Annotated in this window: 26 protein-coding genes; 10 read left to right on the forward strand and 16 right to left on the reverse strand. The window is 66.0% G+C overall.

Annotated elements, in window-relative coordinates; genetic code table 11:
- Nucleotides 1-20: 20 nt before the first annotated feature.
- The 3 genes from Q0632_RS04260 to Q0632_RS04270 all read right to left on the reverse strand — a co-directional run bounded on the left by Q0632_RS04260 (nucleotide 21) and on the right by Q0632_RS04270 (nucleotide 1793).
- Nucleotides 21-482 carry a GNAT family N-acetyltransferase gene (locus Q0632_RS04260; RefSeq protein WP_298924697.1) on the reverse strand — a complete coding sequence of 154 codons (462 nt, stop codon included), beginning with the start codon at nucleotides 480-482 and terminating at the stop codon, nucleotides 21-23.
- A 101-nt stretch (nucleotides 483-583) separates the two neighbouring features.
- Nucleotides 584-886, reverse strand: coding sequence for a hypothetical protein (locus Q0632_RS04265; protein WP_298924699.1), 303 nt, complete (start codon nucleotides 884-886; stop codon nucleotides 584-586).
- 259 nt (nucleotides 887-1145) lie between these two features.
- The gene (locus tag Q0632_RS04270; protein ID WP_298924701.1) at nucleotides 1146-1793 is read right to left on the reverse strand and encodes a DNA-3-methyladenine glycosylase I; all 648 of its coding nucleotides are present in this window, start codon (nucleotides 1791-1793) and stop codon (nucleotides 1146-1148) included.
- A 39-nt stretch (nucleotides 1794-1832) separates the two neighbouring features.
- On the opposite strand from Q0632_RS04270, the gene Q0632_RS04275 reads away from it, so the two are divergent.
- Nucleotides 1833-2516 (forward strand): glutathione S-transferase family protein, encoded by a 684-nt coding sequence (locus Q0632_RS04275; RefSeq protein WP_298924703.1) that lies wholly within the window; start codon nucleotides 1833-1835, stop codon nucleotides 2514-2516.
- Here the strand turns inward: Q0632_RS04275 and Q0632_RS04280 are convergent.
- Entirely contained in the window at nucleotides 2497-3183 is a 687-nt protein-coding gene (locus Q0632_RS04280; RefSeq protein ID WP_298924705.1) for a pseudouridine synthase, read from the reverse strand. The genes Q0632_RS04275 and Q0632_RS04280 overlap by 20 nt on opposite strands.
- Before the next feature lie 201 nt (nucleotides 3184-3384).
- On the opposite strand from Q0632_RS04280, the gene gdhA reads away from it, so the two are divergent.
- Nucleotides 3385-4728, forward strand: a complete 1344-nt coding sequence (gene gdhA, locus Q0632_RS04285; protein ID WP_298924707.1) for an NADP-specific glutamate dehydrogenase — start codon at nucleotides 3385-3387, stop codon at nucleotides 4726-4728.
- A gap of 71 nt (nucleotides 4729-4799) precedes the next feature.
- Here gdhA and Q0632_RS04290 read toward each other — a convergent pair whose 3' ends face one another.
- The 12 genes from Q0632_RS04290 to Q0632_RS04345 form a co-directional block, all read right to left on the reverse strand.
- Entirely contained in the window at nucleotides 4800-5966 is a 1167-nt protein-coding gene (locus tag Q0632_RS04290; protein ID WP_298924709.1) for a serine hydrolase, read from the reverse strand.
- A 104-nt stretch (nucleotides 5967-6070) separates the two neighbouring features.
- Nucleotides 6071-7615, reverse strand: coding sequence for a SpoVR family protein (locus Q0632_RS04295; RefSeq protein ID WP_298924711.1), 1545 nt, complete (start codon nucleotides 7613-7615; stop codon nucleotides 6071-6073).
- Nucleotides 7612-8889: a YeaH/YhbH family protein gene (locus Q0632_RS04300; protein ID WP_298924713.1), complete on the reverse strand. Its 1278-nt coding sequence runs from the start codon at nucleotides 8887-8889 to the stop codon at nucleotides 7612-7614. The genes Q0632_RS04295 and Q0632_RS04300 overlap by 4 nt, the downstream gene beginning before the upstream one ends.
- Nucleotides 8890-8903: 14 nt before the next feature.
- Complete coding sequence (locus tag Q0632_RS04305) at nucleotides 8904-10826, reverse strand: PrkA family serine protein kinase (RefSeq protein ID WP_298924715.1); 1923 nt, start codon at nucleotides 10824-10826, stop codon at nucleotides 8904-8906.
- Between the two features lie 353 nt (nucleotides 10827-11179).
- A complete protein-coding gene (locus Q0632_RS04310) occupies nucleotides 11180-11908 on the reverse strand; it encodes a ribonuclease activity regulator RraA (RefSeq protein ID WP_298924718.1) in 729 nt (242 codons plus the stop codon).
- A 5-nt stretch (nucleotides 11909-11913) separates the two neighbouring features.
- Nucleotides 11914-12903 carry a tripartite tricarboxylate transporter substrate binding protein gene (locus Q0632_RS04315; protein WP_298924719.1) on the reverse strand — a complete coding sequence of 330 codons (990 nt, stop codon included), beginning with the start codon at nucleotides 12901-12903 and terminating at the stop codon, nucleotides 11914-11916.
- 32 nt (nucleotides 12904-12935) lie between these two features.
- Nucleotides 12936-14678, reverse strand: coding sequence for an L-arabinonate dehydratase (gene araD, locus Q0632_RS04320; protein ID WP_298924721.1), 1743 nt, complete (start codon nucleotides 14676-14678; stop codon nucleotides 12936-12938).
- 67 nt (nucleotides 14679-14745) lie between these two features.
- Nucleotides 14746-15786 carry a LacI family DNA-binding transcriptional regulator gene (locus Q0632_RS04325; protein ID WP_298924722.1) on the reverse strand — a complete coding sequence of 347 codons (1041 nt, stop codon included), beginning with the start codon at nucleotides 15784-15786 and terminating at the stop codon, nucleotides 14746-14748.
- A 118-nt stretch (nucleotides 15787-15904) separates the two neighbouring features.
- Complete coding sequence (locus Q0632_RS04330) at nucleotides 15905-16276, reverse strand: nuclear transport factor 2 family protein (RefSeq protein ID WP_298924724.1); 372 nt, start codon at nucleotides 16274-16276, stop codon at nucleotides 15905-15907.
- Entirely contained in the window at nucleotides 16273-17184 is a 912-nt protein-coding gene (gene kdgD / locus Q0632_RS04335) for a 5-dehydro-4-deoxyglucarate dehydratase (RefSeq protein WP_298924725.1), read from the reverse strand. Before kdgD ends, Q0632_RS04330 begins: the two co-directional genes overlap by 4 nt.
- Nucleotides 17185-17187: 3 nt before the next feature.
- Complete coding sequence (locus Q0632_RS04340) at nucleotides 17188-18162, reverse strand: tripartite tricarboxylate transporter substrate binding protein (protein ID WP_298924726.1); 975 nt, start codon at nucleotides 18160-18162, stop codon at nucleotides 17188-17190.
- A gap of 76 nt (nucleotides 18163-18238) precedes the next feature.
- Nucleotides 18239-19048, reverse strand: coding sequence for a FadR/GntR family transcriptional regulator (locus tag Q0632_RS04345; RefSeq protein ID WP_298924727.1), 810 nt, complete (start codon nucleotides 19046-19048; stop codon nucleotides 18239-18241).
- Between the two features lie 50 nt (nucleotides 19049-19098).
- Between Q0632_RS04345 and Q0632_RS04350 the strand changes: the two genes are divergently transcribed.
- The 8 genes from Q0632_RS04350 to Q0632_RS04385 all read left to right on the forward strand — a co-directional run bounded on the left by Q0632_RS04350 (nucleotide 19099) and on the right by Q0632_RS04385 (nucleotide 26772).
- Nucleotides 19099-19917 (forward strand): NAD(P)-dependent oxidoreductase, encoded by an 819-nt coding sequence (locus tag Q0632_RS04350; RefSeq protein ID WP_298924729.1) that lies wholly within the window; start codon nucleotides 19099-19101, stop codon nucleotides 19915-19917.
- The gene (locus Q0632_RS04355; RefSeq protein WP_298924731.1) at nucleotides 19914-20792 is read left to right on the forward strand and encodes an SMP-30/gluconolactonase/LRE family protein; all 879 of its coding nucleotides are present in this window, start codon (nucleotides 19914-19916) and stop codon (nucleotides 20790-20792) included. The genes Q0632_RS04350 and Q0632_RS04355 overlap by 4 nt, the downstream gene beginning before the upstream one ends.
- 32 nt (nucleotides 20793-20824) lie before the next feature.
- On the forward strand, nucleotides 20825-21796 hold the full coding sequence (locus Q0632_RS04360) for a TRAP transporter substrate-binding protein (RefSeq protein WP_298924733.1): 972 nt from the start codon (nucleotides 20825-20827) through the stop codon (nucleotides 21794-21796).
- Nucleotides 21797-22324 (forward strand): TRAP transporter small permease, encoded by a 528-nt coding sequence (locus tag Q0632_RS04365; RefSeq protein WP_298924735.1) that lies wholly within the window; start codon nucleotides 21797-21799, stop codon nucleotides 22322-22324.
- A complete protein-coding gene (locus Q0632_RS04370; RefSeq protein WP_298924737.1) occupies nucleotides 22315-23610 on the forward strand; it encodes a TRAP transporter large permease in 1296 nt (431 codons plus the stop codon). Before Q0632_RS04365 ends, Q0632_RS04370 begins: the two co-directional genes overlap by 10 nt.
- 21 nt (nucleotides 23611-23631) lie before the next feature.
- A complete protein-coding gene (locus Q0632_RS04375) occupies nucleotides 23632-24609 on the forward strand; it encodes a sialic acid TRAP transporter substrate-binding protein SiaP (RefSeq protein ID WP_298924739.1) in 978 nt (325 codons plus the stop codon).
- A 112-nt stretch (nucleotides 24610-24721) separates the two neighbouring features.
- Entirely contained in the window at nucleotides 24722-25780 is a 1059-nt protein-coding gene (locus Q0632_RS04380) for a beta-propeller fold lactonase family protein (protein WP_298925268.1), read from the forward strand.
- Between the two features lie 35 nt (nucleotides 25781-25815).
- Nucleotides 25816-26772: a tripartite tricarboxylate transporter substrate binding protein gene (locus Q0632_RS04385; RefSeq protein ID WP_298924742.1), complete on the forward strand. Its 957-nt coding sequence runs from the start codon at nucleotides 25816-25818 to the stop codon at nucleotides 26770-26772.
- Nucleotides 26773-26779: the final 7 nt, after the last annotated feature.

Here is a 26779-nt window from a genome sequence, read left to right on the forward strand (position 1 = left end):
TGTTCCGTCAACACGAGCACCTAGAGTTCACGTGCATAAACAATGGCACCGCGGTGTTCAGCGACCTTGTCGTACAAAGCCCTTGCGGTCGCGTTCGTCGTGTACGTCGTCCAGTACACGCGGCTGCTGTTTTGGGCCTTGGCTGCGTCATAGACGGCCTGGATCAGCATTCGGCCAACACCCCGCCCGCGCACATGGCTCGCGGTGAACAGATCCTGCAGATAGCAGACGTCGTTCAGGCGCGTTGTGCTGCGGTGAAACAGGTAGTGCACCAGGCCCACGAGCTTGCCGTCTTCTTCGGCCACGAACGCGTGGACCGGTTCGCTCTCGCTGAAAAACCGCTCCCAGGTCGCTTCGGTGATTGACTCGGGCAGCGCGGTGGGGCCAACGCGTTCATAGAACGCGTTGTAGCCATCCCATAGCGGGCGCCAGCCGGCATGGTCCTGGCGGGTGATCGTGCGGATCTGGATATGTGGGTGCATGGGGAAACGGTCCAAAGTGGCATCGACCCTAAGCGATTTTCATCATCTGGCGCCTGTCGTTGCGGGGGATCGCTTTTCGCGGCGGCAGCGCGCATGGCGCCCTACCATTTTGTGGCTGCCTGGCAATGCGGGCATCGCATGGGAATCTGGAACGGCGTCGCCAGTGCCGTGAGGCGCCAGAACGGGCCGTCGCTGGAAAGATCAAAGATGGACTCCCGGCACCGCCCACAAAGCTGTGACGACAGGAAATGTCCGTAGCAGATGATGCCTGGCGAGGCCAGCACCAGCACAAGGACGGTGCCAAGTGCAGATTCATTCCGGGCAATCCAGACGACTGCGAAGAGCAAAAGCACAAGCAAGCCATTGGCAAAGGCCCGTGCGCTTCGTGTGTAGACCCGGTTCATGCGATCGAGCTTGCTGCATCACGTGGCTGACGGTGCATCGAGGCCTCCTGCGCTGCGTTGTTCTGTGCCGCCTGATTTATAGCAGCAAGCCAGCCGCCCACCCGCTGCGCTCCATTTTTGATAGCACAACAGCGCCATTTGGCAGGGGTCTAAGGCCGATTTTCTTGCAAAAACAGGCTGAAGCACACAGCCCTCAGCCGCGCCGTCTATGTCAGATCGCCCCATGGCCCGCTCCAGATGGACGTTTGACGCTATGGATTCAGGAGCATGGTGGTGTGAAAGCCGCCCGCGCCTGCAGTACCTTGTCGCGCGTGGCACAGCCTTCGATGTGGTCGTTGACCAGGCCCATGGCCTGCATGAAGGCATAGACCGTGGTCGGGCCGACAAAGCTCCAGCCGCGCTTTTTCAAATCCTTGGACAGGGCCACGGACTCGGGCGAGGTGGTGTTCTCCAGCAAGGCCTTGCGCGTGATGCGCTTGGGCCGGCTTGCTGCGGCCGGCTCGTGCCGCCAGAAATACGCCGCCAGCGAACCGAACTCCTGGCGCAACTCGATCGCTCTGGCCGCATTGTGGATGGCCGAGATGATCTTGCCGCGGTGCCGCACGATGCCGGCGTCGCCCAGAAGGCGCTCGATGTCCTTGTCCTTGAACCTGGCCAGTTTGTCGACCTCGAAGTTGGCAAAGCCCTGGCGGAAGGCCTCGCGCTTGTTCAGGATGGTCAGCCAGGACAGGCCGCTCTGGAAACCCTCCAGGCAGATCTTCTCGAACAGGCGGCGGTCTTCGGCCACCGGGAAGCCCCATTCGCTGTCGTGGTAGCTGCGGTAGACGGGCGTGGCCTGGCACCAGGCGCAGCGGCAGGCGCCCTCCTCGTCGGCAAACAATCCTTCGGCAAGCTTCGGTGTGACCATGCTGACATCTCCTTGTGGAGCCGATGCTAAGGTTGAACCATGTCCCATCCTGTCAGCACGCCCATCCTTTATTCAGGTCCCCTGAGCATGTTCGGCGCCAAGGCCCAGATCGCCGCGCTGGAGAAGGCCCTGGCATTCGAGCTGGTGATGGTGGACTACGAGTCGCAGCGTGGCTACGAGCCCAAACACCCCGAGGTGCTGCGCATCAACCCCAAGCGCCAGGTTCCGGTGCTGGTCCATGGCGGCCTGGAGATCTTCGACTCCACCCAGATCTTCGAGTACCTGGAAGACCTGCAGCCGGCGCCGCCGTTGTGGCCGGCCGGCGCGCAGGAGCGCGCACACGCCCGCCTGCTGGAGCACAAGAGCGACGAGGTCTACTTCCCCCACGTCATCAAGCTCATGGGCCTGCAGCAGGTTCTGCACGGCGAGCCGGCACGCGCTGCCATTGCCGCTTGTACCGCTTACTGCATGGAGATGGAGGCCTTGCTGGAAGGCCGGAAGTGGCTGGCGGGCAGCTACTCGTATGCCGACATCGCCTTCTTCATGGCTGCGCTGTTCGGCGAGCGCCAGGGCGCGCCGCTGACCGCCGCCATGCCCCGCCTGCTGGCCTGGCGTGGGCGGATGATGGCGCGGCCCGCGGTGGCGCCCGTCGTACATGCGATGGGCGCCTGGCTGATCGCCGCCGGCCGCCCCGCGCCCGCCTTCATGCTGCCTGGTTCCTAGCAGCCAGGCGGTCCCACTCGGCCCCGCAGGGCGCTTCGATGCAGGGCCCGCCAGGCAAGGACAGGCTGGTCGCGTGCAGCCACAGCCTTTGCAGGCCCAGCCAGGCCGCGACAGCGCGGTTGTGGGCGCCCTTGCCATGCGTGGCGTCGCCGACCAGGGGGTGGCCGATGTGCTTGAAGTGCCTGCGGATCTGGTGGCGCCTTCCGCTGCGCGGGTTGACCTCGACGAGCGCGTAGCGGCTGCTCGTGTGGCGCCCGTCGACGCTGAAGGGCCATTCGAAGCTCGCGAGCCGGCGGAACTCGGTGACGGCCTCCAGCCGGGCCTGCCCTTCGGAAGGCAGCTCAGGGTCGCGCGCCAGGGCGTAGTCGATATGGCCCGAGGCATCCGGCCAGCCGCGCACCAGGGCGCGGTAGCGTTTCTCCACCGTCCCGTCCATGAAGGCCGCCCCCCAATGCCGCGCCGCATCCGCGGTGCGCGCAAACAGCAGCACGCCGCCCGTGCCCTTGTCCAGCCTGTGCAGGGGAAACAGCCGCACGCCCAGCTGCTGCTCCAGCAGGCGCAAGGCCGACAGCTGCTCGTGCGCATCGAGCCGCGTCGGGTGCACCAGCAGGCCGGCCGGCTTGTCGATCGCGACCAGGTCGGCGTCGTCGTGGATCAGTCGCAGCATGGAACGCCAGCCTTCGCGGTGGGTGAGGCGATCCCAGGTCTATCAGGATGGTGCACTGGGGGGGGAGGTCCTTGCTGGGAGTGTACGGCCCCCGTCTGCACGAGCCAAAGTGCACCGATTGAGTGCATACCAATGGATTACGCACATCTCCGGTGCGAAAATCCAGGCTCATCCTTTCTATCCCCGACACTTTTCTCACGCATGAAACACGCAAGCAGCCACGACTTCATGGCCCAGATGGCCGAGCGCAACCCCGGTCAGCCCGAGTACATCCAGGCCGTGACCGAGGTCATCGACAGCCTGTGGCCCTTCATCGAGCGCAACCCCAAGTACGCCGAGCACGGCTTGCTCGACAGGCTGGTGGAGCCCGAGCGCGTCATCATCTTTCGCGTGTCCTGGGTGGACGACCACGGCGCCGTGCGCGTGAACCGGGGTTTCCGCATCCAGCACAGCCTGGCCATCGGCCCGTACAAGGGCGGCCTGCGCTTCCACCCCTCGGTCAACCTGTCGATCCTGAAATTCCTGGCCTTCGAGCAGACGCTCAAGAATGCCCTGACCACCCTGCCCATGGGCGGCGGCAAGGGCGGCAGCGACTTCGATCCCAAGGGCAAGAGCCCGGGCGAGGTGATGCGCTTCTGCCAGGCCTTCATCAGCGAACTGTTCCGCCACCTGGGCGCGGACACCGACGTGCCGGCCGGCGACATGGGCGTGGGCGCGCGCGAGGTCGGCTACATGGCCGGCATGGCCAAGAAGCTGACCAACCGCGCCGACTGCCTGTTCACCGGCAAGGGCCTGTCCTTCGGCGGCTCGCTGATCCGGCCCGAATCCACCGGCTATGGCACGGTGTACTTCGCGCAGGAAATGCTCCAGCGCAGCGGCCGCTCCTTCGATGGCCTGCGCGTCAGCGTCTCGGGCTCGGGCAACGTGGCGCAGTACGCCGTGGAAAAGGCCATGGCCATGGGCGCCAAGGTGGTCACGGTCTCGGACTCCAGCGGCACCGTGGTGGACAACGACGGCTTCACGCCGGCCAAGCTCGCCGAGCTGATGGAGGTGAAGAACCACCTGTACGGCCGCGTCAGCGACTACGCGCAGCGCACCGGCAGCGAATTCCACGCCGGCGCAAAACCCTGGACTGTGCCGGTGGACGTGGCCCTGCCCTGCGCCACCCAGAACGAGCTGACCGAGCAGGACGCCCGTACCCTGGTGGCCAACGGCGTGTTGTGCGTGGCCGAAGGCGCCAACATGCCTTCGACCCTGGGCGCCGTGAAGGTGTTCGAGCAAGCGCGCGTGCTGTTCGCGCCCGGCAAGGCCAGCAATGCCGGCGGTGTCGCCACATCGGGCCTGGAGATGAGCCAGAACGCCAGCCGCCTGAGCTGGCCGCGCGAGGAAGTGGATGCGCGCCTGCTGACCATCATGAAGGGCATTCATGCGGCCTGCGTGACCCACGGCCAGCGCAAGGACGGCAGCATCAACTACGTGGACGGCGCCAACGTCGCCGGCTTCGTCAAGGTGGCGGACGCCATGCTGGCCCAGGGCGTGGTCTGACGCAGGCCTGGGCACCGGCGTCGGCTTGAACGATTGGCCAGGCGGCTCCCGGATTGCGTCTCCGCCCTGCGTCAGGCGTCGACCGCCGCGAGGGCGAGGTCGTTGATGCGTTGCACACGTTCGATATGGCGCAGCCCCTCAATGAAGCCGGCAGACAGGAAGACGACCGTGAGATCACGCTCGGGGTCGATCATCCACCCAGTGGAGGCACCACCGACCGCCGCGATGCTTTGCGGTGACGCTGTGTGCCCGGTCGCGTTCAGGATGTGCCCACTCCCGCGGACATAACCACCGAGCAAGCTAAAGTGCGCCGGGAAATCGTCGAGGCCGCGCGCTTCGACCTCGAAGGCGGTCGCGTCGTTCATCAAGCCCGGTGCATGGTCCTGCCGGGCGTAGTCGAAGAGCGCGGGCGAGAGAACGCGCCGGCCGTGCGCCGTCCCGCGCCCGCGCAAGACTTCTGTGAAACGGAAGACATCATTGATCGTGGAATACGCATTCCCGCTCGGCATCTCCGCTTGCGCGCCAAGGAACTCATTGAAAAGGCGAAGAAGCATGGGTGTGGTGGGCCCCACATTCGCTTCAGTAAACGACACCGGAACCCGCCGCGGATCGTCGGTCGCGCACCCGAAGCTGCTGTCCACCATGCCCAATGGGGTGAACAAATCCTCTTGGGCAATGCGATTGAAGTCGCGCTTTTTCGGATCGGTAATGACGAGGATGTGGCCCAGCAGGTCGTAGCCCAAGCCGGAGGTATAGATGCATTTGGTGCCCGGACTGTAGGCGGCAGGCAATGCGCACATCGCGGCAGCCTTGAGCGCGAGGTCGCCGACCTTGTCCAGGCTCAGCGGAGGCGGCACGAGGCCGAAGGGCAGCCCCGCGGTGTGTGCCAGCAACTGCCGCAGGGTCGCCCGCTGTTTTCCCAGTGCGCCGAAGCCGGGAACGAGGTCCGCGATCCGTGTATCGAGGCCGAACCGGCCTTCATCGATTGCCTTGAGAACGAGTGTCGCGGTGTATGCCTTCGACATCGACATGAGCAGGTAGCGGTCCTCACCTGATGGAGCGCGACCCGGAGCCACCGTTCCGAAGCTCGCCTGGTAAGCCACCTGACCGTGGCGGGCAACCAGGATCGAAGCACCAAAGTGCTTCCCGCTGTCGATGTCGGCCTGAATGGAGGCGCCAAGCCGGGCGAGCGCATCCTGATTCAAACCAACTGAGTCAGGAGTGAGATCGGGGTTCATTGAGGTTCAGCCTTCTTTGGTTGTTGCGCCGACGGGTCGCTGTCAACGCCGAACGTTGGCCGCAACTGACGACCATGATAGGGCCGGAACAAACGGATGAAACCTCAGCCGTGCTGGTGCTGCGGCGTCACTTCCCAGTGCTGCAACACCCGCTCCTGGGCATCCACGCTTTCCAGCCGGACGCGAAAGCCCCAGAGCCGGGCGACGTGCTTGATGACTTCTTCTGCCCCGTCGTGCAGCGGCCGCTCGTTGTGGCGCACGTGGCGCAGGGTGAGAGCGCGGTCGCCGCGCAGGTTGACGTTCCAGACCTGGATGTTGGGCTCGCGCCAGTTCAGGTCGTGCTGCTTGGACAGGGCTTCGCGCACCCGGCGGTAACCCGCGTCGTCGTGGATGGCCGCCACCTCCAGCTCCTGCTGCTGCGCCTCGTCGACGATGGAAAACAGCCGCATCTCGCGCATCAGGCGCGGCGACAGGTACTGGCCGATGAAGCTCTCGTCCTTGAAGTGCCGCATGGCGTAGTCCAGCGTCTTGATCCAGTCGCTGCCCGCGATGTCGGGAAACCATTCGCGGTCTTCCTGCGTCGGGTGCTCGCAGATGCGCCGCAGGTCGGTGAACATGGCAAAACCCAGCGCATAGGGGTTGATGCCGCTGTAGCCGGGGTGGGTGACCGGCGGCTGGAACACCACGTTGGTGTGGGAGCTCAGGCACTCCATCATGAAGCCGTCGGCCAGCTGGCCCTGGTCGTACATGGTGTTGAGCAGGGTGTAGTGCCAGAAGGTGGCCCAGCCCTCGTTCATCACCTGGGTCTGGCGCTGTGGGTAGAAATACTGCGCCACCTTGCGCACGATGCGCACGATCTCGCGCTGCCAGGGCTCGAGCAGGGGCGCGTTCTTCTCGATGAAGTACAGCAGGTTCTCCTGCGGCTCCTCGGGGAAGCGCCGCGCCTTCTTCTCGGCCTGCTTGCCGGCCGCCTTGGGCAGGGTGCGCCACATGTCGTTGACCTGCTGCTGCAGGTAGGCCTCGCGGTCCTTGCGCCGCACCTCTTCCTCGACCATGGAGATCTTCTGCGGCCGGCGGTAGCGGTCCACGCCGTAGTGCATCAGCGCATGGCAGCCGTCGAGCACCTCCTCCACCGTGTCCACGCCGTGGCGCTCCTCGCACTCGGCGATGTAGGCCTTGGCGTAGACCAGGTAATCGATGATGGAGCTGGCGTCCGTCCACATGCGGAACAGATAGTTGCCCTTGAAGAAACTGTTGTGGCCGAAACAGGCATGGGCCATCACCAGGGCCTGCATGGGCAGGGTGTTCTCCTCCATCAGGTAGGCGATGCAGGGGTCGGAGTTGATGACGATCTCGTAGGCCAGGCCCATGTGGCCGCGCCGGTAGTTCTTCTCGCTGGAGATGAACTGCTTGCCGAAGGACCAGTGGCGGTAATTGACCGGCATGCCCACCGAGGCGTAGGCGTCGAGCATCTGCTCGGCCGAAATCAGCTCCAGTTGCACCGGGTAGGTGTCCAGGCCGAAGCTCTTGGCCGTCTTCTCGATGGCGGCGAAGTAGGTCTCGATCAGCTCGAAGGTCCAGTCCGAGGCATTGGGCAGGCGACTCGCGCCCCTGATCATGTCGCTGTCGGTATGGGCTGCGGTGTTCATGCTGCGTTGGCCGGACTCTTCTTGAACAGGTCGCGGAACACCGGGAAGATCTGCGCCGGCGTGCAGATCTTCTGCATGGCGAAGTTGCTGTTGACGGCGCGCACGGCGGTGTACTCCTCCCACAGGTTCTGGTCCTCGTCGGCCACCTGCACATAGGCGAAGTAGCGGCACAGAGGCAGGAGCTTGTTGTCCAGCAGCTCGCGGCACTTGGACGAGTCCTGCTGCCAGTTGTCGCCATCCGAGGCCTGGGCGCCGTAGATGTTCCACTCCGTGCCCATGTAGCGCTCGCGGATCACCTCGTGCATCAGGCTCAGGGCGCTGGAGACCACGGTGCCGCCGCTCTCCGTGGCATGGAAGAACTCGTCCTCGCTCACCTCGGCCGCCTGCGTGTGATGCCGGATGAAGACCACGTCGGTCTGCCGGTAGTGGCGGCTCAGGAACAGGTAGAGCATGATGAAAAAGCGCTTGGCCAGGTCCTTGCGCCCCTCGTCCATCGAGCCGGAGACGTCCATCAGGCAGAACATCACGGCCTTGCTGGTGGGCAGAGGCTCGCGGATGCGGTTGCGGTAGCGCAGGTCGAAGGGGTCGAGAAAGGGCACGCGGCGCAGGCGTGCTTGCAAGACCTCGATCTGTTCTTCCAGCGCCTCGATCTCGGCAGGCGGCGTGTGGTCCAGGGCCTTGAGCCTGGCCAGCTGCTCCTGCGCCTCGCGCAGCTCGACACGGGCGTCGCCGCCCATGGCGATGCGCCGGCCCAGGGCCACGCGCATGGAGCGCACCACATGCAGGCTGGTGGGGTTGCCCTCGGAGACGAAGCCGGCGCGCCGGCTCTTCCACTCCGGCGCGTCGGCCAGCAGCTGGGTGCGAATCAGGCGCGGCAGGGCCAGGTCGTCGAAGAAGTAGTTCATGAACTCTTCACGCGTGATGCGAAAGACGAAGTCGTCCTCGCCCTGGCCGTCATCCGAGGCCTGGCTGCCGCCGCCCCCGCCGGAGCCGCCCTGGGGCTTGGGGATGCGGTCGCCGCGCACGTACTCCTGGTTGCCCGGATGCACCGTCTCGCGGTTGCCGCCGGGCCCATGGTTGAACACCGGCTCGGACACATCGCGCCTGGGCAGGGTGATGTCCGCCCCCTCTTCGATGTTGTGGATGCTGCGGTCGCCCACAGCCTTGCGCACCGCGTCCTTGATCTGCTCGCGGTAGCGGCGCAGGAAGCGCTCGCGGTTGCCGATGGACTTGTTCTTGCCCGACAGCCGGCGGTCGATGACCTGGTGGAGCATGGAACGCTCCGCCATCACGAACTCTTGCGAACCCGCAGGTACCACTCGCACAGCAAGCGGACCTGGCGGTGGGTATAGCCTTTCTCGACCATGCGGTTGACGAAGTCCTCGTGCTTTTTCTGCTCGTCGGCGCTGGCCTTGGCATTGAAGGAGATCACCGGCAACAGGTCCTCGGTGTTGGAGAACATCTTCTTCTCGATCACCGTGCGCAGCTTCTCGTAGCTGGTCCACAGCGGGTTCTTGCCGGCGTTGTTGGCGCGGGCCCGCAGCACGAAGTTGACGATCTCGTTGCGGAAGTCCTTGGGGTTGGACAGGCCGGCGGGTTTCTCGATCTTCTCAAGCTCGGCGTTGAGCGCCACCCGGTCGAAGATCTCACCCGTATCAGTGTCGCGGTATTCCTGGTCCTGGATCCAGAAGTCGGCGTAGGTGACGTAGCGGTCGAAGATGTTCTGGCCATACTCGGAATACGACTCCAGGTAGGCCGTCTGGATTTCCTTGCCGATGAACTCCGCATAGCGGGCCGACAGGTGCTCCTTGATGTAGGACAGGTATTTCTGTTCGACCTCCTGCGCGAACTGCTCGCGCTCGATCTGCTGCTCCAGCACGTACATCAGGTGCACCGGGTTGGCCGCGATCTCGGTGGAGTCGAAGTTGAAGACCTTGGACAGGATCTTGAAGGCGAAGCGGGTGGAGACGCCCGTCATGCCTTCGTCCACGCCGGCATAGTCGCGGTACTCCTGGAAGCTCTTGGCCTTGGGGTCGGTGTCCTTGAGGTTCTCGCCGTCGTAGATCTGCATCTTGCTGAAGATGCTCGAATTCTCGGGCTCCTTCAGGCGGGTCAGCACCGAGAACTGGGCCATCATTTTGAGCGTGCCGGGCGCGCAGACCGCGTCCTTGAGCGATGAGTTGCGCAGCAGCTTGTCGTAGATTTTTGTTTCCTCGGCCACGCGCAGGCAGTACGGCACCTTGACGATGTAGATGCGGTCGAGGAAGGCCTCGTTGTTCTTGTTGTTCTTGAAGGCTTTCCACTCGCTCTCGTTGGAGTGGGCCATGACGATGCCGTCAAACGGGATGGCGCCAAAGCCTTCCGTGCCCTTGAAGTTGCCTTCCTGGGTGGCCGTGAGCAGCGGGTGCAGCACCTTGATCGGCGCCTTGAACATCTCGACGAACTCCAGCAGGCCCTGGTTGGCCAGGCACAGGCCGCCCGAATAGCTGTAGGCGTCGGGGTCATCCTGGGCATAGGTCTCGAGCTTGCGGATGTCGATCTTGCCCACCAGGGAGGAGATGTCCTGGTTGTTCTCGTCGCCCGGCTCGGTCTTGGCAATGCCGCACTGCTTGAGGATGGAGGGGTAGCGCTTGACCACCTTGAACTTGCGGATGTCGCCGCCGAACTCTTCCAGGCGCTTGACGGCCCAGGGCGACATGATGCGCTGCAGGTAGCGCGGCGCGATGCCGTACTGCTGCTGCAGCAGGGGCGCGTCCTCGGCGTTGTTGAACAGACCCAGGGGCGACTCGTTGACCGGTGAGCCCTTGATGGCGTAGAACGGCACCTGCTCCATCAAGGCCTTGAGGCGCTCGGCGATGGAGGACTTGCCGCCGCCCACCGGGCCCAGCAGATACAGGATCTGTTTTTTCTCTTCCAGACCCTGGGCGGCGTGGCGGAAGCACGAGACGACCTGCTCGATCGGCTCTTCCAGCCCGTAAAAGTCCTTGAACGCCGGATAGATGCGGACCATCTTGTTGCCGAAGATGCGCGACAGCCGGGGATCGTGGCGCGTGTCGACCAGCTCGGGTTCGCCGATGGCTGCCAGCATGCGCTCGGCCGCTGTGGCGTAGACCAGGGGGTCCCGTTTGCACGCCTCCAGATACTCTTCCAGCGACATTTCCTCTTCGCGTGTCTGCTCATAACGCGCCAGGAAATTGCGAACGACGTCCATGGAACCTCCTTCGGTCAAGTGAAATTGACACCAGTGCAGCAAGCCATTTCTGTGCCCACTTTACGCGCTTGACCCAACTGTGTGACAAGCGTGCTGTAGGCCGGAATCCGGCTTCACTGTAGGTCAAAGATGGACACAGCGAAAGAGGCATAAGTTTCTAGGGGAAAGTTCTGTCGGCCAGTCCTGCTTGAGGTCCAAAGGAGCTGTTGCTTGCGCGCAAAAAGCACTTGTAAACCTGTGCCCGCTTGCGCGGCACACGCGCATAATCAGTGTCCCTCCAGGAGGGCTGAAAGCAAAAAAGCCGGCGCGCTGCGCCGGCTTTTTCTTTGGGCCCTCCCTGGACGGCGGCGCCGTCAGAGGCCGCGCTCCTTGCGCCAGACCTCGAACTGCGCGCGGGTCTGCGCATTGGGCGGGTAGGTGCCGGGCAAGGCGGCGCCACCGGCGATACGCTCCAGGATGAAAGCTTCCATCTTTTCCTGCTCCACCGCGTCGCGCGCCACCTCGTCGGCCAGATGGCGCGGGATCACGACAACGCCCTCGTCGTCGCCGACCATGATGTCGCCCGGATAGACCGCCACGCCGCCGCAGCCGATGGGCACGTTCAGGTCGATCGCATGGTGGTGGATCAGGTTGAGCGGCGCGCTGCCACCGGCGCAGTAGACCGGGAAGTCCATCTCGCTGATGGCGGCGCTGTCGCGCACCGGGCCGTCGGAGACGATGCCGGCGCCGCCGCGCACCATCAGCCGCGTGGTCAGGATCTGGCCGCCGGAAGCGACACGTGTCTCGCCGCGGCAGTCGATCACCAGCACATGGCCTGGCGGCACGCTCTCGATGCCCTTGCGCTGCGGGTGCTCGGGGTTGTCGAAGGCGCTGATCTGGTCGAGGTCCTCACGCGCCGGGATGTTGCGCATGGTGTAGGCCGGCCCCACCAGGTTGCCGACAGAGGGGTCGGTCAGGCGCGCGATGCCCTGGATGAAGACGTTGCGAAAGCCGCGCTTGAACAACTGGGTGCACAGGGTGGCGACGCTGACGTGGCGCAGCAGCTCGCGGGTGTCGGCGGAAAGGTCGTTGGTCATGGTCATCTTCTTCAGCCCGGCGTTGCGCCGGATTTCTTCACCAGTTCGGCCCAGCGCGGGATCTCGCGTCCCATGTGGGCCGCCAGTTCCTCGGGCGTGCTGGCCACGATGTCCATGCCCAGGGTCGTGCCCAGCTTTTCCTTGACGTCGGGCAGGGCCAGGATGCGTTTGATCTCGGCGTTGAGCTTGAGCACGATGGGCCGCGGCGTGCCCTTGGGCGCGTACACCGCCTGCCAGGACGACATCTCGAAGCCCGGCACACCCGACTCCATCATGGTGGGCACCTGCGGCGCGAGCGCCATGCGCTTGGCCGTGGTGCAGGCCAGAACCTTGAGCTTGCCGGCCTGGACCAGGGCCACGGCGGCCGTCATCTGGTCGAACATGAAGGGCACCTGGCCCGCGGCCACGTCGACCATGGCCGGTGGCGTGCCCTTGTACGGGATGTGGGTGAGCTTGAGATCGATCAGGTCGGCAAACATCTCGCCTGCCAGGTGGGTCGAGGTGCCGGCGCCCGAGGACGCGAAGCTGCGCTTGCTTGGGTCTTTCTTGAGCAGCGCCACCAGTTCCTGCACGCTGTTGACGCCCAGGCCGGGGCCGACCAGCAGCACGTTGGGCAAGGTTGCCACCAGGGCCACAGGCTCGAAGTCCTTGACCGGGTCGTAGGGCAGGTTCTTGTACAGGCTGGCGTTGATGGCATGGGTGCTGATGGTGCCGCCAAACAAGGTGTAGCCGTCGGCCCTGGCCTTGGCCACGTAGCTGGCGCCGATCGCGCCGGCCGCGCCCGGCTTGTTGTCCACGACGAAGGGCTGACCCAGCGCCGCCTGCAGCTTCTCACTCAGGGTGCGGCCGATCACGTCGGTCGATCCGCCGGGCGTGAAAGGCACGATGTAGGCCACGGGCTTGGATGGCCAGGGCCCGTCCTGGGCCAGGGTCCAGGGCGCGGCGGCGGTCAGGCCGGCCGCGCCCAGCACCTTGAGCGCGGTGCGTCGTTGCAGTGTCATGTTTGTCTCCTGTGCTTTTCTTGGGGAGTCCGTCAATGGATCTCGGGCTCTTCGCCGGCCGCGGCCTTCTTCTCGGTCTCCAGGAAGTCGAAGTCGCAGCCGGTGTCGGCCTGCTGGATGTGCTTGAGGTACATCACGCCGAAGCCGCGCGTGAACTTCGGCTGCGGCGCTTGCCATGCCGCCTGGCGGCGCGCGATCTCCTCGGCCGGGACCAGCATGTTGATGCTGCGCGCCTCGACATCCAGCTCGATGATGTCGCCGTCGCGCACCAGGGCAAAGGGCCCGCCCACGTGCGACTCGGGCGTGACGTGCAGCACGCAGGCGCCGTAGCTGGTGCCGCTCATGCGGGCGTCGCTGATGCGCAGCATGTCGCGCACGCCTTCCTTGAGCAGCTTCTGCGGAATCGGCAGCTGGCCCCATTCAGGCATGCCGGGCGCGCCCTGCGGGCCGGCGCTTTGCAGCACGATGACGCTGTCCTTGGTGACGGCCAGGTCGGGCGCGTCGATGCGCGCGTTCATGTCGTTGTAGTCCTTGAAGACCACGGCCGGGCCCTTGTGCTTGCGCAAATGCGCTTCCATGGCCGCCGGCTTGATGACGGCGCCGCCGGGCGCCAGGTTGCCGGTGAGCACGGCCAGGCCGTCGCTCTCGACCAGCGGCTTGCTGCGCGGACGGATGACGTCGTCGTTGAAGACCTTGGCGCCTTCCACGTTCTGGCCCAGGGTCTGGCCGTTGATGGTCTTTTGCGAGAAGTCGATCAGCTCGCCCAGTTGGGTGAGGAAGGCGCGCAGGCCACCGGCGTAGAAGAAGTCCTCCATCAGGTACTTGCCGCTGGGCCGCAGGTTGGCGATCACCGGCGTCTGGCGGGCCAGCGCATCGAAGCGCTTCAAGTCCAGCGCCACGCCGGCGCGGCGCGCCATGGCGATCAGGTGGACGATGGAGTTGGTCGAGCCGCCCAGGCCCAGGCAGGCCGTCACCGCGTTGTCGAAGGACTGGGTGGTCAGGATGTCCGAGGGCTTGATGTCTTCCCAGACCATGTCGACGATGCGCTTGCCCGTCAGCGTGGCCATCTGGGCGTGGCGCGAATCGGGCGCCGGGATGGAGGATGCGCCGGGCAGCGTCAGGCCTAGCACCTCGACCGCGCTGGTCATGGTGCTGGCCGTGCCCATGGTCATGCAGTGGCCGGGCGAGCGGGCGATGCCGTTCTCCACATCCTGCCAGTCGTCTTCCGTGATGTTGCCGGCGCGCAGCTCGGCCCAGTACTTCCAGGTGTCCGAGCCCGAGCCCAGGTATTCACCGCGGTAGTCGCCGCGCAACATGGGACCGGCCGGCATGAAGATGGTGGGCAGATCCATGGAGATGGCGCCCATCACCAGGGCCGGCGTGGTCTTGTCGCAGCCGCCCATCAGCACGCAGCCGTCGGCTGGGTAAGAGCGCAGCAGCTCCTCGCACTCCATGGCCAGCAGGTTGCGGTACAGCATGGTCGTGGGCTTCTGGAACGGCTCGCTCAAGGAGATTGCCGGCATTTCCACCGGGAAGCCGCCGGCTTGCCAGATGCCGCGCTTGACCTCTTCCACCCGCTGCTTGAAGTGCGAGTGACAAGGGTTGATGTCGCTCCAGGTGTTGATGATGGCGATGACCGGCTTGCCGGCGTAGTCGCTGCGGTGGTAGCCCATCTGGGCGGTGCGCGAGCGGTGGCCGAAGGAGCGCAGGTCCTTCACGCCGTACCAGCGGTGGGAGCGGAGTTCTTCGGGCTTTTTGCGGGGGTTCGTGGTCATGGTTGAATGATGTTAGCGCTAACAGAACCAGATGGTAGCCGGGGCACGCGGCTTGTCAATCGGGGATTCACGTGCTCTCGCGTGCGACGATGGCAAAGCCGATGTCGCGCACCCGCGGCCCGGGATCGCGCCCCTCCACCCGGTCGAGGATGAAGCGCGCGGCCTGGGCGCCGATGGCTGCGCCATCGACCTGCGCCGTGCTCAGCGACGGATGGATGTGGGCCGAGAAGCCCAGGTCGCCGAAGCCCATCACGCCCAGTTCGCGCGGCACGGCCAGGCCCTGGGCCAGGGCCTCGGTGATGACGCCGTGGGCCAGCACGTCGGAACTGCAGAACACGGCGTCGACCTTGCCGCGGCCGGCCAGCAGCTGGCGCAGGCCGGCCCGGCCGTTGCCCAGGGTGCTGGGGGCAGCCACCACGCAGACCGGCACCTTCTTGACACCCAGTTCGCGCATGCGGGCCTCGAAGCCGGCGCGGCGCAGGCCGGCCCGGTGGTCGTCGGCAGTGACGATGGCCGGGCTGCGGTAGCCCTGGGCGTGCAGGTGCTCAGCCGCCCGCGCGCCGACCTTCTCGTGGGAAAAGCCCACCAGCATGTCGATGGGCGTGGGCGTCAGGTCCCAGGTCTCGACCACGGGGATGCGCGAGGCCAGCAGGCGCCGCCGCGCGGCCGCCGAGCGCAGCAGGCCGGTCAGCACGATGCCGTCGGGACGGCGGCCGATGATGGCGTCGACCAGCGCTTCTTCGCGCGCGCCGTCGTAACCGCTCTGGCCCAGCATCAGCTGGCAGCCAGCGGCGGCCAATGTGTCCGTGAGCGCCTGCACCGTCTCCAGGAAGACCGAGCCTGCGATGGTGGGGATCAGGGCCGCCACCAGGCGGCTGCGGTTCGAGGCCAGGCCGCCGGCCAGCAGATTGGGCACGTAGCCGGTACGGGCCACGGCGTCGCGCACCTTGGCCAGGGTCTCGACCGAAACCAGATCAGGCGTATTGAGCGCGCGCGAGACGGTGATGGCCGAGACGCCGGCCAGGCGCGCCACGTCATTGAGGGTGATGCCGCCGGAGCCGCGGCGGGCGCTGCGGGGGGGGCGGGGAAGCGGCACGGCGGCAGGCATTGCCGCATGTTACCGCTAACGTAGAAGCAGGCTTGAGCGCCGCTGGGCCGCCCCAAGGCGCGAAGGCCCCCTTGGGGGGCAGCGAGCTACACGCAGTGAGCGAGCGTGGGGGCCTTTTTCACACTGGCGGACGAACCGCCTGGCGCGCCAGCAGCCGCCACTGGCCGCCCTGGCGCTGCCAGACCTGCAGGATGTGCAGCACCACGTGGCCGGGCTTGCCGCCGTCGTTGGTGTCTGCCGTGAGCAGGTGCCGCAGCAAGGCAGTGTCCTGCGTCACGCGAATGGTCTGGGCGTCGATGTCGATGCTCAGCCAGGCCGAGGCGCCGCTGAGCAGGTCGCCGATGAAGTCGGCCTTGGTCTCGACGCGGGCGTTCGAATGGCCGTAGCTCAGGTCGTCGGCAAACAGGGCGTCCAGCGTCGCCGCATCGGGCTTGAGCATGGTCCGGCGCAGATGCTCGGCCGCGGCTGCGACCTCGTCGGCGGCGCTCATTGCGGGCCCAGCTTGCGGATCAGCGCGTCGAGCTCCTCCATCTCTTGCGGCTTGAGGTCGGTCAGCGGCGCGCGCACCGGGCCCGCATCGTGGCCGACCAGCTTGGCGCCGGCCTTGACGATGCTGACCGCATAGCCCTGGCCCTTGTTGCGGATCTCCAGGTAAGGCATGAAGAAGTCGTGCAGCAGGCGGTGCTGGGTGGCCATGTCGTCGGTGCGCACGGCCTCGTAGAATTGCACCGCCGTCTTGGGAATGAAGTTGAACACCGCCGAGGAATACACCGGCGTGCCCAGCGCCTTGTAGGCCGCGGCATACACCTCGGCCGTGGGCAGGCCGCCCAGGTAGGCGAAGCGGTCGCCCATCTTCTGGTAGATCGAGACCATCAGCTCGATGTCGCCGATGCCGTCCTTGAAGCCGACCAGGTTCGGGCAGCGCTCGGCCAGCCTGGCCAGCGTGTCCGGCTGCAGGCGGCTGACGCCACGGTTGTAGACGATGACGCCGAATTTGACGCTCTTGCAGATCGCCTCGACGTGCGCCGCCAGGCCTTCCTGGCCGGCCTCGGTCAGGTAGTGCGGCAGCAGCAGCACGCCGTGGGCGCCGGCCTTCTCGGCCGCCTGCGCGCACTGGATGGCAAAGCGCGTCGGTCCGCCCGCGCCGGCAATGATGGGCACCTTGCCGCGGCAGGTGTCCACCGCGGTCTTGATGATGGCCGGGTACTCGTCGGCCGTCAGCGAGAAGAACTCGCCCGTGCCGCCGGCGGCGAACAGGGCCGTTGCGCCATAGGGCGCCAGCCATTCCAGCCGCTTGGCATAGCCGCGCGGATCGAAGTCGCCCTGGGCGTCGAAGTCGGTCAGGGGAAAGGACAACAGGCCGGAGCCGATGATGGTCTTGAGATCTTGGGGTGTCATGGGTTAGTCGAGTTTGATCTGGGCTTGCTGGACCACCTTGGCCCAGCGCTCGCGTTCGGTACGGAAGAACTTGTCCTGTTCGGCGGGCGCCATGGTCACCACTTCGGCGCCCTGCCCGGCCAGGCGCGCCCGCACGTCGGGCGTGCGGATGGCGCGGATCAGTTCGGCGTTCAGGCGTTGCACGATGGCCTCGGGTGTGCCCTTGGTCACCAGCACGCCCTGCCAGGTGCCGGACTCGAAGCCCGGCACGCCCTGCTCGGCGATGGTCGGCGTCTCGCCGATCAGCGGCATGCGCGTGCCCTTGGACACGCCCAGCAGCTTGAGCTTGCCGCCCTGCACCTGGGGCAGCGTGGCCAGCATGCCATTCATCAGCACCTGGGTCTGGCCGGCCACCGTGTCCTGAATCGCCTGCACGCCACCCTTGTAAGGAACGTAGACCCAGCGCGCGCCACTGGCGCGCTCCAGCGCCACGCCGGCCAGGTGGGGCGCGCTGCCGGTGGCGGTGACGGCGAAGTTCAGGTCACGCGTCTTGGACAGCGCAATCAGTTCCTTGAGGTTGTTGGCGGGCACCGAGGGATGGACCACCAGCAGGTGCGGCGAATAGGCCAGCATGGTCGCGCCGCGCAGGTCGGTCGACGGATCGAAGGACAGCTTGGTGTAGACCGAGGGGCTGATGGCCAGGGCGCCGGTGTCGCACAGCAGCAGGGTGTAGCCGTCCGGCGCCGAGCGGGCGACGAATTCCGCGCCCAGGTTGCCGTTGGCGCCGGGCTTGTTCTCGACGATGACCGACTGCTTGAGCGCGTCCGACAGCGGCTGGCTGATGGCACGCGCAATGATGTCGGACGACCCGCCCGGCGGATAGGGCACGACGATGCGGATGGTCTTGGACGGCCAGCCGGCGCTCTGCGCCTGGACTGCGGGCGCTGCGACCACGGCAGCCAGTGGAAGTGACAGCAATTTACGGCGGTTAAAAGCCATGGATGTCTCCTGCGTTGTTGTTGTATGTCATCGTACAACTACTCCGACAGGCCTGCAAGCCTTTCCAGACTGCCGCTCAGGGGTTTGGCGCCAACGCTTCCTGTGCCCGGCGCAGGCGCTCGCGGCTGTTGGTCAGGTGGATGCGCATGGCGGCGCGGGCCGACTCCGGGTCGCGCCGGGCGATCGCCTCGTAAATCTCCTCATGCTCACGGTTGACCCGCCGCATGTAGGCCGGCAGATCCTCCTGCGCCACCCGGGATGAGTTGATACGGGCGCGCGGAATCAGGGTGGCGCCCAGGTGGCTCATGATGTCGGCGAAGTAGCGGTTGCCGGTGGCGTTGGCGATCACCAGGTGGAAGCGGAAGTCGGGCGAGACCGTGTCCCCCACCCCGGCGCTGTTGGCCTCCAGCGCGTCGAGCGCGGAGCGCAATTCGCCCAGCTGCGCCTCGGTGCGGCGCTGGGCCGCCAGGCCGGCAGACTCGGTTTCCAGGCTGATGCGCAACTCCAGCACGGCCATCACGTCGACCGCGGTGGCAATGTCGGCCGGGTCGATGCGAAAGCCCATGCCGGCCTGCGGCTGCAGCACGAAGGTGCCGATGCCGTGGCGCGTCTCGACCAGGGCGCCGGCCTGCAGGCGCGACAGCGCCTCGCGCACCACGGTACGGCTGACGCCGTAGTTGCGCATGATCTCCGACTCGGTGGGCAGCTTGTCGCCCGGGCGCAGCGCCTGCGACTGGATCTGGGCGCTGATGCCCTCCACCAGGTCGTGCGTCAGGCTGCGCGAACGGCGCGGCACGGCGGGGTCGGGCCCGCCGGCGGCAAGCCTCGCGGTGGACCGCAGGACCTCGGGATTGCCCAGGGGTTTCGCCGTTGACAGGTTCGCCATGGGCTGATGATAATGGCTTAGATGTTGTACGACAACTGATAACGGAAGACATGACACAGAACCGAGTGAATCGATTGCTGCTGACGGGCGCTGCCGGTGGCCTGGGCAAGGTGCTGCGCGACAGCCTCAAGCCCTTTGCCCACCAGCTGCGGCTGTCGGACGTGGCGCCCATGGCGAGCGCCGGCGAAAACGAAGAAGTCCTGCCCTGCGACCTGGCCGACAAGGCCGCCGTGGATGCGCTGGTGCGCGGCTGCGATGCCATTGTCCACCTGGGGGGGATCTCGGTCGAGCGGCCCTTCGAGGAAATCCTGGAAGCCAATATCAAGGGCGTCTTCCATCTCTATGAAGCGGCGCGCCGCCACGGCGTTCAGCGCGTGGTCTTCGCCAGCTCCAACCACGTGGTGGGCTTCCACAAGCAGGGCGAGCTGCTGGACACGGATTGCCCGCGCCGGCCCGACGGCTATTACGGCCTGTCCAAGTCCTACGGCGAGGATCTGTCGCGCTTTTACTTCGACCGCTACGGCATCCAGACCGCCTGCCTGCGCATCGGCTCGTCTTTCCCCGAGCCGAAAGACCGCCGCATGATGGTCACCTGGCTGAGCTTCCGCGACCTGACCGAGCTGGTGCGCTGCTGCCTGTTCGCGCCCACGCTGGGCCACACCATCGTCTACGGCGCCTCGGCCAATCGCGACAAGTGGTGGGACAACGCCGGCGCGGCCCACCTGGGCTTCCAGCCGCAAGACACGTCGGAAGTCTTTCGCGCCAAGGTCGAGGCCCAACCCCTGCCGGACCCGGCCGACCTGGCCACCCAGTACCAGGGCGGCGGCTTCGTCAAGGCCGGTCCTTTCGAGACCCTGCCCCAGCCATGAGCGCAGAACTGGTCCTCGACGCGCGCGATGGCGTGGGCGAAAGCCCCGTCTGGAGCGTGGCCGAACAGGCTCTGTACTGGGTCGACATCCCGGGGCGCAAGCTGCAGCGCTGGAGCGCCGCCAGCGGCCAGGTCGATGCATGGGCCACGCAGGAGATGCCCGCCTGCATCGCGCCGCGCCGCCAGGGCGGCTGGCTGTGCGCGATGGAAAGCGGCGTCTTCGTGCTGGAGCCAGGCGCTGCGGGTGCATTGCAGGCCAGCCGCGTCGCCAGCGTGGCGCATGCGCGCGATGGCATGCGCTTCAACGATGGCCGCTGCGACCGCCAGGGCCGCCTGCGCGCCGGCACCATGCTGATGGACATGGCCCAGGGCCAGGCCGTGGGCGCGCTCTACGGCCTGCAGCCCAACGGCGAACTGCAAACCCTGGTCGCCGATCTGATCGTGCCCAACGGCCTGGCCTTCAGCCCGGACGGCCGCACCATGTATTTGAGTGATTCCCACCCCAGCGTGCAGGCCATCTGGGCCTTCGACTACGACACGGAAACGGGCACGCCCTCGAACCGGCGCCTGTTCGTCGACATGCATCCCCTGCCCGGCCGGCCCGATGGCGCCGCCATCGACGCTGACGGCTGCTACTGGATCTGCGGCAACGACGCCGGTCAGGTGCACCGCTTCACGCCGCAGGGCAAGCTGGACCGCTCCCTGAGCGTGCCGGTGAAAAAGCCCGCCATGTGCGCCTTCGGCGGCGCTCAACTCGACACGCTGTACGTCACATCGATCCGCCCCGGCGGCGACCTGTCCGACCAGCCCCTGGCCGGCGGCGTGTTCGCGCTGCGGCCGGGCGTACGCGGCATCGCCGAACCTTTTGCAAGCTGAAACCGAAACCACCACCAACGAGAGGAAGACAAATGCAACGCCAATTGACAAAGATCGCCGCAGTGGCCGCCCTGGCCGCCTTCGCCTGCGCGGCCCAGGCCACGGAGTTCCGATCCTCCGACGTCCATAACAGCGACGAGTACCCGACGGTCGCCGCCGTCAAGTTCATGAGCGAGCAGATCAAGAAGGAAAGCGGCGGCAAGCATTCCATCAAGGTCTTCAACAAGGGAGCCCTGGGCACCGAGAAAGAGACCATCGACCAGGCCAAGATCGGCGCGCTGGACTTCACCCGCGTCAACATCAGCCCGATGAACGCCATCTGCGTCAAGACCCAGGTGCCGACCATGCCCTTCCTGTTCCGCTCGGTCGAGCACATGCGCAAGGTGCTGGACGGCCCGGTGGGCGAAGAGATCCTCAAGGACTGCGAATCGCACGGCTTCGTCGGCCTGGCTTTCTATGACTCGGGCGCGCGTTCGATCTACGGCAAGAAGGCCGTGAAGAACCTGGCCGATGCCAAGGGCATGAAGATCCGCGTGCAGCAATCCGACCTGTGGGTTGCTCTGGTCGGCGCGATGGGTGCCAACCCCACGCCCATGCCCATCGGCGAGGTCTACACGGGCCTCAAGACCGGCCTGATCGACGCCGCCGAGAACAACATCCCCTCCTACGATGGCTTCAAGCACTATGAGGCGGTGAAGTTCTACAGCAAGACCGAGCACTCGATGGCGCCGGAAATGCTGCTCATGAGCAAGGTGGTCTACGACAAGCTCAGCCCCGCCGAGCAGCAGATGATCCGCAAGGCCGCCAAGGACTCGGTGGCCTTCCAGCGCAAGAAGTGGGACGAGGAAGAGATCAAGTCGCTGGAGGTGGTCAAGAAGGGCGGCGCCCAGATCGTCGACGTCGACAAGGCTTCGTTCCAGGCGGCGATGGGCCCGGTCTACGACAAGTTCATGAACACGCCTGACCTCAAGCGCATGGTCAAGGCAGTGCAGGACACCAAGTAAATGGTGCTTGTCGCCCGTGCGCCCGGCCCCGCGGGGCGCGCTTACACACGTTTGTGCGCGGGCCTGTCCCGCGCCAGCCTGATGCTGGCCGTCGTCCTGCTGCTGGTCATCGTCGCCTGCGTGCAGTGGCAGGTGATTGGCCGCTACATCTTCAACGACACGCCCACCTGGGCCGAGGCCCTGGCCCTGCTGCTGGTGCTCTACCTCACGTCACTGGCCGTGGCCGTGGGCGTGCGCGACGCCGGCCACATCGGCCTGGAATCGCTGATCTTCCTGCTGCCCGAGCGCATGCGCCTGAAGCTGGAGATCGTCATCCACATGCTGGTGGCGTTCTTCGGCGTCCTGATGGCCAAGGCCGGATGGATGTGGGCGGTCGGCAAGTGGAGCGAAAAAAAGCCCATGCTGGGCGTGCCTGAAGGCGCCGACTACGTGCCCCTGGTGGTGGCCGGCTTGCTCATCGCACTGTTTTCCATTGAACACATCATCGCCCTGATCCAGGGACAAGAAGTAGAACCCGCATGGAATTGACTGTCCTGGCGCTGAGTTTCATCGCCCTGCTGGTGCTGGGCGTGCCCGTCGCCTTCTCGATCGGCCTGGCCTCGGTGGCCACCATCATGGCCGCCGGCCTGCCCACCGCCGTGGTCTTCCAGAAGATGGTCGGCGGCATGCAGGTCTTCTCTTTCCTGGCCATCCCCTTCTTCGTTTTCGCCGGCGAGCTGATGCTGTACGGCGGCATCGCCGACCGCATCGTGCGCTTCGCCAACAGCCTGGTCGGCCACGTGCGCGGCGGCCTGGGCATGAGCAACGTGATCGGCTGCACCCTGTTCGGCGGCGTCGCAGGCTCGCCCCTGGCCGACGTCTCGGCCATGGGCAGCGTGATGATCCCGCTGATGAAGAAGGAGGGGTATCACGCCGACTACGCGGTGAACGTGACCACCCACGCGGCCCTGGTCGGCGCCCTGATGCCCACCAGCCACAACATCATCATCTTCACCCTGGCCACCACGGGCATCGCCTCGGTCAGTGTGCTGGGCCTGATCGTGGCCTGCCTGGTGCCGGCGCTGATCCTGACGCTGTGCAATCTGTCGGCGGCCTATTACGTGGCTGTCAAGCGCGGCTACCCGACGCGTGGCGCCTTCGTCGGCTGGTACCAGGTAGCGGTGGCCTTCGCCGCCGCCCTGCCCGGCCTGCTGATCATCGCCATCATCCTGGGCGGCATCCTGTCGGGCGTGTTCACCGCCACCGAATCGGCGGCCACCGCCGTGCTGTGGGCGCTGCTGGTCACCGGCCTGGTCTACCGCTCGCTGTCCTGGAAGAACTTCCTCAAGGCCTGCGCCAAGGCCTGCAAGACCACCGGCGTGGTCCTGCTGCTGATCGGCATCTCCTCGGCCTTCGGCTACTTCATGGCGCTGTACGAGGTGCCGCAAAAGACCGGCGAGCTGATGAGCACGGTGACGCAGACGCCCTGGATGATCTTCCTGATGGTCAACGTGCTGCTGTTCCTGTTGGGCACCTTCCTGGACATGGCGGCCACCATCCTGATCTGCACGCCCATCTTCCTGCCGATCTGCGCCCACTACGGCATGGACCCGATGCAGTTCGGCGTGATGATGCTGATCAACTGCGCCCTGGGCCTGAACACGCCGCCGGTGGGAACGACACAGTTCGTCGGTTGTGCGATCGGAGGCATCTCGGTGGGCGAGGTGATGCGCTCGATCTGGCCGTTCTACGGCGCACTGCTGATCGCCCTGATGCTGGTGACCTACGTTCCCGCCTTTTCCCTCTGGCTTCCCGGTCTCGTCCTGAGCAAATAAAAACCTTCTAGGAGACATCTCATGCAACGCAAAACAATTCTTCGCCTGGCCACCCTGGCCCTGGCTGCCTGCGCCCTGCCCGGCGCATTCGCCCAGACCAAGCTCAAGTGGGCCCACGTCTACGAGACCAACGAGCCCTACCACAAGCAGGCGGTGTGGGCCGCCGAGGAGATCAAGAAGCGCACCAGCGGCCGCTACGAGGTGGAGGTCTTCCCGGCCTCGACCCTGGGCAAGGAAACCGAGATCAACCAGGGCCTGTCGCTGGGAACGGTGGACATCATCTACACCGGCATGGCGTTCGCCGGCCGCGCCTACCCGCCGATGTCGATTGCCTCGGCACCCTTTGTCTTCCGCGACTACGCCCACTGGCAGTCCTTCCGCAACGGCCCGGTGTTCAAGGACATCGTCAGCGCCTACGCCGGCAAGACCAGCGGCCAGCACATCGCCGGCTATACCTACTACGGCCTGCGCCACATGACCTCCAACAAGGTCATCAGCAAGCCCGAGGACATGAAGGGCCTGAAGCTGCGCGTGCCTGACGCGCCACTGTTCGTGATGTTCCCGCGCGCCGTCGGCGCCAACCCCACGCCCATCGCCTTCGCCGAGGTCTACCTGGCACTGCAGAACGGCACCGTGGACGCGCAGGAGAACCCGCTGCCGACCATCGACGCCAAGAAGTTCTACGAGGTGCAGAAGTACATCACCCTGACCGGCCACATCCTGGAGTCGCTGGTGACCATCGTCGCTTCGCCGGCCTGGTCCAAGATGAACGACGCCGACAAGAAGACCTTCGACGCCGTGCTGTGGGAAGCCTCCAACCGCGCCAGCCAGGACATCGTCGATGCGGAGAACAAGCTGGTGGCCGAGTTTGAAAAGCGCGGCAAGACCGTGAACAAGGTGGACCGCGCTCCCTTTGCCGCCGCCGTGCGCGGCCCGCTGACCGCCGCCGACGCGCCGTGGCCGCGCGAGCTGTTCGACCGCATCCAGGCCATCAAGTAAATCCGCCCAGGCCCAGCACCCGGTCAAGCACCGGGCGCCGGGCCGCTTTTCCCGAGAAACATCCTTGACCATGACTTCTCACTCCGCTTTTTCGCCGCGCTGGCTGTGGCTGATGCGCTTGCCCGCATTGCTGGCTTTGGGCCTGGCCGGCCCGGCCTTGGCCGGCACCTTGGTCTACGTGTCCAACGCCGACAGCCAGGACATTTCCGTGCTTGAACTCGACCGCGGCAGCAGCACGCTCAAGCCGCTGGAGACGCAGGCAGTCGGCGGCGCCGTCATGCCGCTGGCGGTCAGTCCGGACAAGCGCTTTCTTTACGCGGCCCTGCGCTCGCAGCCCTTCCGCGTCGTCAGCTTCGGCATTGATGCCGGCAGTGGCCGCCTCAAGAAGCTCGGCGAGGCACCATTGGCCGACAGCATGGCCAACATCGACACCGACGCCAGCGGCCGCTGGCTGTTTGCCGCCTCCTACCCGGGCCACAAGATCAGCGTCAACGCGATCGACAAGGAAGGCAAGGTCGGCGCCATCGGGCAGTTGATTCCAACCGCGCCGAATGCCCATGCTATCCACGCCGATGCCGCCAACCGCTTCGTGCTGGCCACCAGCCTGGGCGGCGACAACCTCTCGGTCTGGCGCTTCGATGCCAGCAGCGGCCAGCTCACGGCGCACAGCCCGGCCCTGGTCCAGACGCCGGCCAAGTCCGGCTCGCGCCATTTCGTCTGGGACAAGGCGCAGAAATACCTGTACCTGCTGGGCGAGCTGGACGCCAGCTTGCAGGTCTATGCCTGGGACGGCGCGACCGGCACGCTGCGCCCGCTGCAAAGCACTACCGCCCTGCCCCCCGGCTTTGCCGGCAAGCCCTGGGCCGCCGACCTGCACCTGAGCCCCGATGGCCGCTACCTGTACGCCTCCGAGCGCACGTCGAGCACGCTGTCGCGCTTCCGCGTGGACCCCGCCACCGGTCTGCTGCAGCCGCTGGGCCAGACCGAGACCGAGAAGACGCCGCGTGGCTTTGCGATCGACCCCAGTGGCCGCTACCTGGTGGCCGTGGGGCAGGAGTCGCACAGCGCCACGCTCTACGCTATCGACCCCGCCAATGGCGCGCTCAATGCGTTGCAGCGCCTGCCGCTGGGCAAGAATCCCAACTGGGTCGAGATCATCGACCTGCCCTGACCTCTTTTCCATCAACATTCCCAACGAGACACGCAATGCAACGCAGAACCCTGATCCAGACGGCCATCGCAGCCGCTTTCGCCCCCGCCGCTTTCGCCCAACTGGGCGACTACCCCAACCACCCGATCGAGCTGGTCGTGCCCTATGGCGCCGGCGGCGGCACCGATGTGCTGGCCCGCGCCTATGCCGAGGCCGCGCGCAAGCACATGAGCCAGCCCATGACGGTGATGAACAAGCCCGGCGCCAGCGGCGCCATCGGCTGGCAGGAAGTCGTCAACGCCAAGCCCGACGGCTACAAGCTGGCGGTGATCACGGTGGAGCTCACGACCCTGCCGCACATGAACATGGCCAAGTTCACCTACGAGGATTTCGTGCCGATCGCGCGCCTGAACGCCGACCCGGCCGCCATCACAGTCAAGGCCGACGCGCCCTGGAACACCATCGAGGAATTCCTGGCCGCGGCCAAGAAATCCAATGGCGACATGCGCGTGGGCAATTCCGGCAATGGCTCGATCTGGCACCTGGCAGCGGCCGCGCTGGAGGACAAGAGCGGCGTGAAGTTCAACCATGTCCCCTTCAACGGCGCCAACCCCGCTGTGCTGGCCCTGTTGGGCGGCCACATCGAGGCCGTGGCCGTGAGCCCGGCCGAGGTCACGGCCCATGTCGCCGGCGGCAAGCTCAAGATGCTGGCGGTGATGGCCGACCAGCGCGCCAAGGGCTTCGACAAGGTGCCCACGCTCAAGGAACGCGGCATCGACCTGTCCATCGGCACCTGGCGCGGCCTGGGCGCGCCCAAGGGCACGCCGGCGGAGATCGTCAACCTGCTCAAGACGGTGACGGCCAAGGCCATGCAGGAGCCGGTGCTCAAGGACACCATGGAAAAGCAGAACCTGGGCGTCTCCTTTGCCGACGAGACCCAGTTCCGCGCCGCCATGGCCAAGGACAACGTCTACTTCAAGCAGCTGATGACCAAGCTGAACATCAAGGCCTGACGCAGTC

This window comes from uncultured Ramlibacter sp., from assembly GCF_936925435.1.
Lineage (GTDB): Bacteria > Pseudomonadota > Gammaproteobacteria > Burkholderiales > Burkholderiaceae_C > Ramlibacter.